This window comes from Kitasatospora sp. NPDC048540, assembly GCF_040651175.1.
Taxonomy (GTDB): Bacteria; Actinomycetota; Actinomycetes; order Streptomycetales; family Streptomycetaceae; genus Kitasatospora.
Genome location: NZ_JBEZIR010000222.1, coordinates 1 through 7,162, shown reverse-complemented (window position 1 = coordinate 7,162; position 7,162 = coordinate 1). Strand labels below are relative to the sequence as shown.

At 75.7% G+C, this 7,162-nt stretch carries 6 protein-coding genes; 5 read left to right on the top strand and 1 reads right to left on the bottom strand.

Translation table 11 applies throughout. The features are described 5' to 3' along the window. The first annotated feature begins 68 nt into the window (after positions 1-68). From AB0D08_RS39830 to AB0D08_RS39820, 3 genes are all read left to right on the top strand, one after another. Positions 69-911: a peptidoglycan recognition protein gene (locus AB0D08_RS39830; protein WP_359895248.1), complete on the top strand. Its 843-nt coding sequence runs from the start codon at positions 69-71 to the stop codon at positions 909-911. 42 nt (positions 912-953) lie between these two features. Next, positions 954-2,009 (top strand): WD40 repeat domain-containing protein, encoded by a 1,056-nt coding sequence (locus AB0D08_RS39825; RefSeq protein ID WP_359895246.1) that lies wholly within the window; start codon positions 954-956, stop codon positions 2,007-2,009. Between the two features lie 227 nt (positions 2,010-2,236). Continuing rightward, positions 2,237-2,452, top strand: a complete 216-nt coding sequence (locus tag AB0D08_RS39820; protein ID WP_033825949.1) for a hypothetical protein — start codon at positions 2,237-2,239, stop codon at positions 2,450-2,452. Positions 2,453-2,530: 78 nt separating this feature from the next. Here the strand turns inward: AB0D08_RS39820 and AB0D08_RS39815 are convergent, their stop codons facing one another. Then, entirely contained in the window at positions 2,531-3,847 is a 1,317-nt protein-coding gene (locus tag AB0D08_RS39815; RefSeq protein ID WP_359895244.1) for a hypothetical protein, read from the bottom strand. 613 nt (positions 3,848-4,460) lie between these two features. Between AB0D08_RS39815 and AB0D08_RS39810 the strand changes: the two genes are divergently transcribed. Both AB0D08_RS39810 and AB0D08_RS39805 read left to right on the top strand, forming a co-directional pair. Then, a complete protein-coding gene (locus AB0D08_RS39810) occupies positions 4,461-5,609 on the top strand; it encodes a CapA family protein (protein WP_359895242.1) in 1,149 nt (382 codons plus the stop codon). A gap of 95 nt (positions 5,610-5,704) precedes the next feature. Continuing rightward, a complete protein-coding gene (locus AB0D08_RS39805) occupies positions 5,705-6,802 on the top strand; it encodes a PQQ-dependent sugar dehydrogenase (RefSeq protein ID WP_359895240.1) in 1,098 nt (365 codons plus the stop codon). Positions 6,803-7,162: the final 360 nt, after the last annotated feature.

Genomic DNA, 7,162 nt, shown 5'->3' with positions numbered 1-7,162 from the left:
GCCGAACCTGCGCGGCCTGATGACCTGGTCGATCAACTGGGACCAGTTCGGCGGCAAGGAGTTCTCCCGTGGCAGCGGGCCCGCCCCGCCACGGCTCGGCCGCCGCGCGCGAGCTGCCCGCCACCGCCCCGGCGGCCGCCCCGCTGCCGCCCCGTCAGGCCGTGCTGGCCCCGCCGCCGCCCCCGCTGGTGGTGCGCCGCTCGACCTGGAAGACGGACGAGCCGCAGACCGCGACCGAGTGCGACGCGGCCGTGCGGGCGGTCTTCATCCACCACACCGACGACCCGAACGGCTACGGCCCGCAGGACGTCCCCGAGAAGCTCCGGTCCATCTACCAGGAGCACCGCACCAACCAGGGCTGGGAGGACATCGGTTACAACTTCCTGGTCGACCGCTTCGGCACGATCTACGAGGGCCGGCTCGGCTCCACCGGCCGCCCGGTGGTCGGCGCCCACACCATGGGCTTCAACCGGGAGACCTGCGGCATCGCGGTGATCGGCACCTTCGGCGCAGGCACACCGGTCCCCGAGGCGGTGCTCGACGCTCTGGCCCGGCTCTCCGCGTGGAAACTCGGCCTGTACGGCATCGACCCGGCCGGCCGGTCCGAACTGACCTCCAACAGCAGCAGCAGCCGCTTCCCGGCGGGCACCACCCACGCGTTCGCCGCCATCTCCGGTCACCGCGACGCGTACACCACGCTCTGCCCCGGCGAGTCCCTGTACGCGGCCCTGCCGCAGATCGCCGAGCGGGCGGTGGGCCTGCTGCGTGAGAGCGACCGGGCGGTGGGCCTGCTGCGCGAGAGCGACCGGGCGAACGCCGTCCGCCCAGACACCGCCGGGCCCGCCGGCCACCTGCTGCGGCCCACCCTCCGGCAGGTCCGACCCGTCCGGGACGACACCCGGCCGTCGTGACCGCCCGTTCGGACGGCCGGAGCGGCGTGCGATGATCGCTGGGTGACGAGGTCGAACGAACGGGCGCCGCGCGGATCCCGTGCCGTACGGGCGGGCGCGGCCGCGGTGGCCGCCGCGGTGCTCGGGGTCGGTGCGGCCGCCGGGCCCGCGGGCGCGGCGGGCCTGCCGCGCGAGGCGTTCACCATCAGCGACCCGCGGATCACCGAGTCCAGCGGCCTGGCCGCGAGCCGGGCCCACCCCGGCGTCTACTGGACCCACAACGACAGCGACGACGGCCCGTACGTCTACGCCGTCGACTCCCAGGGCCGCACCGTCGCCACCGTGATCCTGCGCGGCATCAAGCCGCGCGACGTCGAGGCCATCTCGCTCGGACCGGACGGCCGCCTCTACCTCGGCGACATCGGGGACAACCGCGACGGCACCTGGCCCGAGGTGTGGATCTACCGCTTCGACGAGCCGAAGGAACTGCGCGACCAGACCGTCGACGCCGTCCGCTACCGGGTGCGCTACGAGGACGGGCCGCGGGACGCGGAGGCCCTGATGGTGCACCCGGTCACCGGCCGGGCGTACATAGCCAGCAAGCGGCAGAGCGGCGGCCGGCTCTACCAGGGACCCGAGACGCTGTCCGACTCCGGCGTCAACCTCTTCCACCCGATCGCCGACGTGCCCTGGACCACCGACGGGGCCTTCTCCCCGGACGGCACCCGGCTGGTGCTGCGGGGGTACTTCTCCGCCACCGCCTACCGCTGGCAGGACGGCCACCCGGTGGAGGACGGCTCGGTCAACGTGCCGTTCCAGCGGCAGGGCGAGTCGGTGACGTACTCGGCGGACGGTACCGCCCTGCTGTTCGGCAGCGAGGGCAAGGACAGCACCGTCTGGCGGGAGACTCTCGACGCCAAGCCCGCGCCCACCGCCGGTGCCGGCAGCGGTGCGCCGACCGGCGCGGCGAGCCCCGGCGCCACCGCGACCGGCAGTGGCGCGGGCGGCGGCTCGGGCAGCGGTGGGGGAGTGGGCGGCGGGGCCGGCGGCTCCGCGGTCCTGGCCGTGCTGGTGGTGGGAGCCGTCGTGCTGGCCGTACGCAGGCGCCGCGACAGCTGACCGGCCGCGGCCGGTCCCGACCGGTCCCGGCCGTGGAGAGGACGTGGACAGGACGTGGACAGGACGGGGTGCGGCCTGGCAGCGTGTGCGGAGCTGACTGCACCTCGGGACGGCCGACGGAGGCACCGCCATGAACTGCCCCAACTGCGGCTCGCTGATGGACGACCGGGGGCGGCAGCTGGTCTGCCACTCGTGCGGCGCCGTGATCGGCAAGTAACCTGGGCGCCATGAGCAGTCAGGTCCACCACTCGCGCTACTGCCCGACCTGCGGCACGCCGGTCAAGGACGGCCCGTGCGGCGGGTACGTGTGCACGCTCTGCTACACCGTGGAGGAGCCGCCCGGTGCGGTCACGGACCGCACCGAGTGGCGGCGCACCAAGCAGCAGCGGATGGCCGCGGCCCGCGCGGTGTGGGAGCGCGAAGGACTGCTCACGGCAGACTGAGCCGCCGGACCTGGCCCGGAGCGCGGACGGCGGGGACACCACGGGATGCGGTGCCGCCCGCCGCCGACGCTCAGCCGGTCAGCAGGCCGTTACCGGGGTCGCCGGTTCGGGAGCCGGGCCGCCGGTCCGTTCGACAGCCTGCTCGTAGTCGGTGAGGGCGTAGCCGTACTGGCCGCAGACCGCGAGCAGCGCCGCCCGGTCGGTGAGTGCCAGCGCGAGCGCCGCGGCGCCGCCGGTCCCGGACCGTTCGTGCAGCCGCCGGGCCAGCGCCACGCCCCGGTCGAACCCGGGCAGCAGCGTCTCCAGCAGCGGGCCGCCGCCCGCCTCGGTCTCCACCGCAGTACGGACCAGCAGCCTGCGGTGGAGCGCGACCAACGGGCCGAGGTGGGCGCCGGGGTCGGCGTCCGCCTGCGGCAGGAGGGCGGCGACCTCCGCCGCCAGCGCGTCGCGGCCGTCGCGGTACCCCCGCCGGACACCGGGTGACCACGCGGTGGTGGGCATCCCGAAGGCCGGGCCGGGGGCGCCCGCCTCGGCGGTCTCGGCGGCGGCGCCGGACAGCGCCAACAACGCCGACCAGTGGACCCGCCCGTCGCCGGTCCAGGCCCTGCGCTCGCCACGGGTTGCGAGGGCGGCGAACAGGGCGAGGGCCTCCTGCCGGACCTCGGCGGCGCGCCCGTGCCGCCCGGCGGCCGACAGCTGCCCGGCGAACCGGACGGTGCTCTGCAGCAGCCGGGCCGTCGGCCCGCCCTCGCCCTCGGCCTCGGCACGGTCCAGGCCGACCAGTTCGGCGAGGACGGCGACCGCCTCCGCGCCGCGCCCCGCCGCCGCCAGCTGCCCGGCCAGGGCCGGTAGGACCCGGCCGGGCGTCAGCCCGTGACCGTCCCGGCGCGGGTGGTCCGGCACCCGGGCCGACCCGACCACTCGGACCAGCTCGCCGAAGGCCGCCGCGGCCTCCTCGGCCCGGCCCTCCTCGGCCAGCGCCGTGGCCCACCCGCCCAGCGCCCGCACCAGGCGCCCGTCCGCCCGTCCCGTCGTGCGGGCGACGGCGAGCAGCCGCCCGCGCGCCGCCAGGCCGTCCGGCCGCCGGTCCTGCCCGTAGAGCTCGCGCTGATGGGCGTCCAGTGCGTCGAACAACACCGGCGGGCGGACCGGGTCGTCCTGCGCCAGCCCCTCGGCCGCCGCCACGGCCTCCGCCAGCAGTCGCAGCCGGGCCTCGGGCAGGCCGAGCAGCGAGGCGTCCTCGCTCAGCTCGACCAACGCCCGGGACAGCTTCGGACGGTACGCAGCCGGGCCGGTCCCCACCAGTACCCGGTAGGCGTGGACCAGCTGCAGGACACCGAGCCGGTCCTCGTCGAACAGCCGAACCTTGGCCCGCAGCACCGCGTCGTGATTCATCTTCCCCCTCGGTCCCGCCACCCCCGCTCCCGCCCGCCGCGACGGCGGGCAGCGCGACGCACGCACCGGGAGCCTCGGCGAGGTCCCGGTACGGGCGAAGGGGTGGATGCGTCGAGTCTGGACGGTGCGGCGGGCCCGGACAAGATCGACCGATCGTGCTGTTCGTCCTACCGCGACCGCCGCTGACGAGGCATGATGGATTCGACACTCTCCTGAGGGTGCGTCAACGGGGAGCAGGGCAGGGGCAGGAGGCGGTCCGCGGTTGCCCGCGGGTGGTGGTGCCGCGGCAGGCAGCCCCTGACCCGTCGCGAAGGTCGCCCGATGTGCACCCGACTGGCACGGACCGGACCGGACCGGACCGGCGCCGCGGTGGACCACGGCATAGGGGGGCGGGCAGTTCGTCGGCGAGGCCGTTCAACTGTTTCGTCCGGTGGAGGACTTGGCCATCCGATTGCCGGCCGCCCCGGTCCGCCCGCGCGCGTCGGACGAGGTCCCGCGAGTGCCCACCCATGGCGGGCCGCCCGGGCGGGCCGGGTTGTGCGGATCATGTTCCGAAACGTGAAGGTTCTGGCCTAGTCTGTGCGCGACCGTACTGTTCCCGGGGGGGATTTCGATGCGTCGCGCCTTACCGTGCCTCACTGCCGCGTTCGGACTGGCGCTGTTGGCCGCCTGCGGCCCGGACCACCCGGCCGGCGGCGGCGACCACGCGGGCGGTGGCCCGGGCCCGGGCGGCGGGGCCTCCGCGAGCGGGACCGCGGCCGCGGGGACGCCGGCCGGCACCGCCGCCGCACCGCCGGCGGACCCGGCCGCCACCTTCACCGTGGCGTTCGCCGGCGATGTCCACTTCGAGGGCCGCACCGAGGCCAGACTCACCGTGAAACCGCCGGAACAGGCGCTCGGGGCCATCTCGAAGACGCTGGCCGACGCCGATCTGTCGGTGCTCAACCTGGAGACGGCGATCACCGAACGCGGCGCGCCGGAGCCCAAGACGTACACCTTCCGGACCGCCCCCAAGGCGCTGTCCGTCCTCCAGACCTCCGGCGTCGACGTGGTCTCGCTGGCCAACAACCACGCCGTCGACTTCGGCCCGGACGGCCTCGCGGACACCCTCGCCGCAAAGGCGGCCTCGCCCATCCCGGTGATCGGCATCGGCCGGACCGCTGAGGAGGCGTACGCGCCGCACCTGGCCACCGTGAAGGGCACCGAGGTGGCCGTGCTGGCGGCCAGTCAGGTGGTCGACCTCACCAACCAGAAGTGGCGGGCCGGGCCGGCCAAGCCCGGCATCGCCTCCGCGCTGGACCCGGCGGCGCTGGTCAAGGCCGTCCAGCAGGCGAAGACCCGCACCCCGGTGGTGCTGGTCTACCTGCACTGGGGCGAGGAGGGCAAGGCCTGCCCGACGGCCGAGCAGACCGCGCTCGCCAAGAAGCTGGCCGCCGCCGGCGCCACCGCCGTGGTCGGCACCCACGCGCACACCATGCTCGGGGCCGGCCTGCTGGGCGACACCTACGTGGCGTACGGCTTCGGGAACTTCCTCTGGTACGGCACGTCCAGCTACGCCGACTCCGACGAGACCGGCGTCACCACGCTCACCGTGCGCGCCGACGGGCACGTGGTCGGCGAGCACTTCACCCCCGCGCACGTCAGCTCGCAGGGCGTGCCGGTGCCGCAGACCGGCGCCGCGGCCGCCGCCGCGCTCAAGCGGCGGGACCGCCTGCTGGCCTGCACCGGGCTGGCCGCGGCGCCCGCCGCGCCCGCGGGCTGAGCGGCGCGGCGGGCGGCCGGTCCCGCCGCCCGGCCGGGCGGACCTGTGGTCTGCTGGACGGTGGACCGCCGCCAGCCCAGCCGGTAGGAGCCGAGATGCGAGTGCGAACCGTTCCCGCCGCCGTCGCCGCCGTGCTGCTGCTCGCCGCCGGGTGCAGCTCGACCACGTCGCCCGCCCCGGGCGGCAGCACGGCCACCGGACCGGGGACGGTACGGGTGACCGGGCAGGTCGCGGACGGCCTGGACACGCCGTGGGGGATCGCCGTGCTCCCCGGCGGCGACCTGCTGGTCGGCTCCCGGGACACCGGCCGGATCACCCGGATCGCCGCGGACGGCGGCGCCCGCACCGACGTCGGCGAGGTCCCCGGGGTGGCGGCCGCGGGCGAGGGCGGCCTGCTCGGCCTCGCCGTCTCCCCGCACTACGCCACCGACCACCAGGTGTACGCCTATTTCACCGCCGCCGACGACAACCGGATCGTCCGCCTCGGCTACGACCCGCAGCAGCCGCCCGGACAGCAGCTCGGCGCCCCCGCGGTCCTGCTCAAAGGGATCCCCAAGGGCAGCAACCACGACGGCGGCCGGATCGCCTTCGGCCCGGACGGCATGCTGTACGCGGGCACCGGCGAGGCGGGCCGCACCGAACTGGCCCAGGACCTTTCCTCGCTCGGCGGCAAGATCCTGCGGATGACCCCGGACGGCGCCCCCGCGCCGGGCAACCCGTTCCCGGGCTCGGTGGTCTACACGCTCGGTCACCGCAACGTCCAGGGGCTGGCCTGGGATGCCCAGGGGCGGCTGTGGGCGTCCGAGTTCGGCCAGAACACCTGGGACGAGCTCAACCTGATCACCCCGGGCGCCAACTACGGCTGGCCGGTGGTCGAGGGCCAGGGGCACCGGGCCGGCTACACCGACCCGCTCGCCCAGTGGCACACCGACCAGGCCTCGCCCAGCGGCATCGCGTACGCCGACGGTGCGATCTGGATGGCGGCGCTGCACGGGATGCGCCTGTGGCGGATCCCGGTCGAGGGGGACCACGTCAGCGGCACCCCGCAGGACCACTTCACCGGCCGGTACGGACGCCTGCGGACGGTGGTCGCGGACGGCCCCGGCACCCTGCTGCTCGCCACCAGCAACACCGACGGCCGGGGGCAGCCGAGCGCCGGGGACGACCGCATCCTGCGGCTCGCCGTCGGGTGAGGCACCCGGCCCGCCGCCGCTGACCCCGGCCCGCCGGCGCCGACGGGGTACCGCTCTGGGCCGGTCGGGGTCAGGAGATCACCGGTTCGAGTGGGTTGAGGACGCCCCGGGTGGCGGTCCGGATTGGGCCGCGCCCCGGCTGGCTACGGTCCTTCGTGTGCCCCCGAGGAGAGGACCGGACCGATGTTCAACCTGCTCCTGCTGACCGTCCCGCTGCTGGTCGCCGCCGTGCTGGCCGCGACCGACCCCCGCGGCCGGACCCGTGGGTGACGTGGACCGGGTCCATCGTGGAGGTCATGGCTACACATCCGTACCGAGTCGGTTGGGTGGACATTCCGCCGTGGCATCCCGCACCGGGGT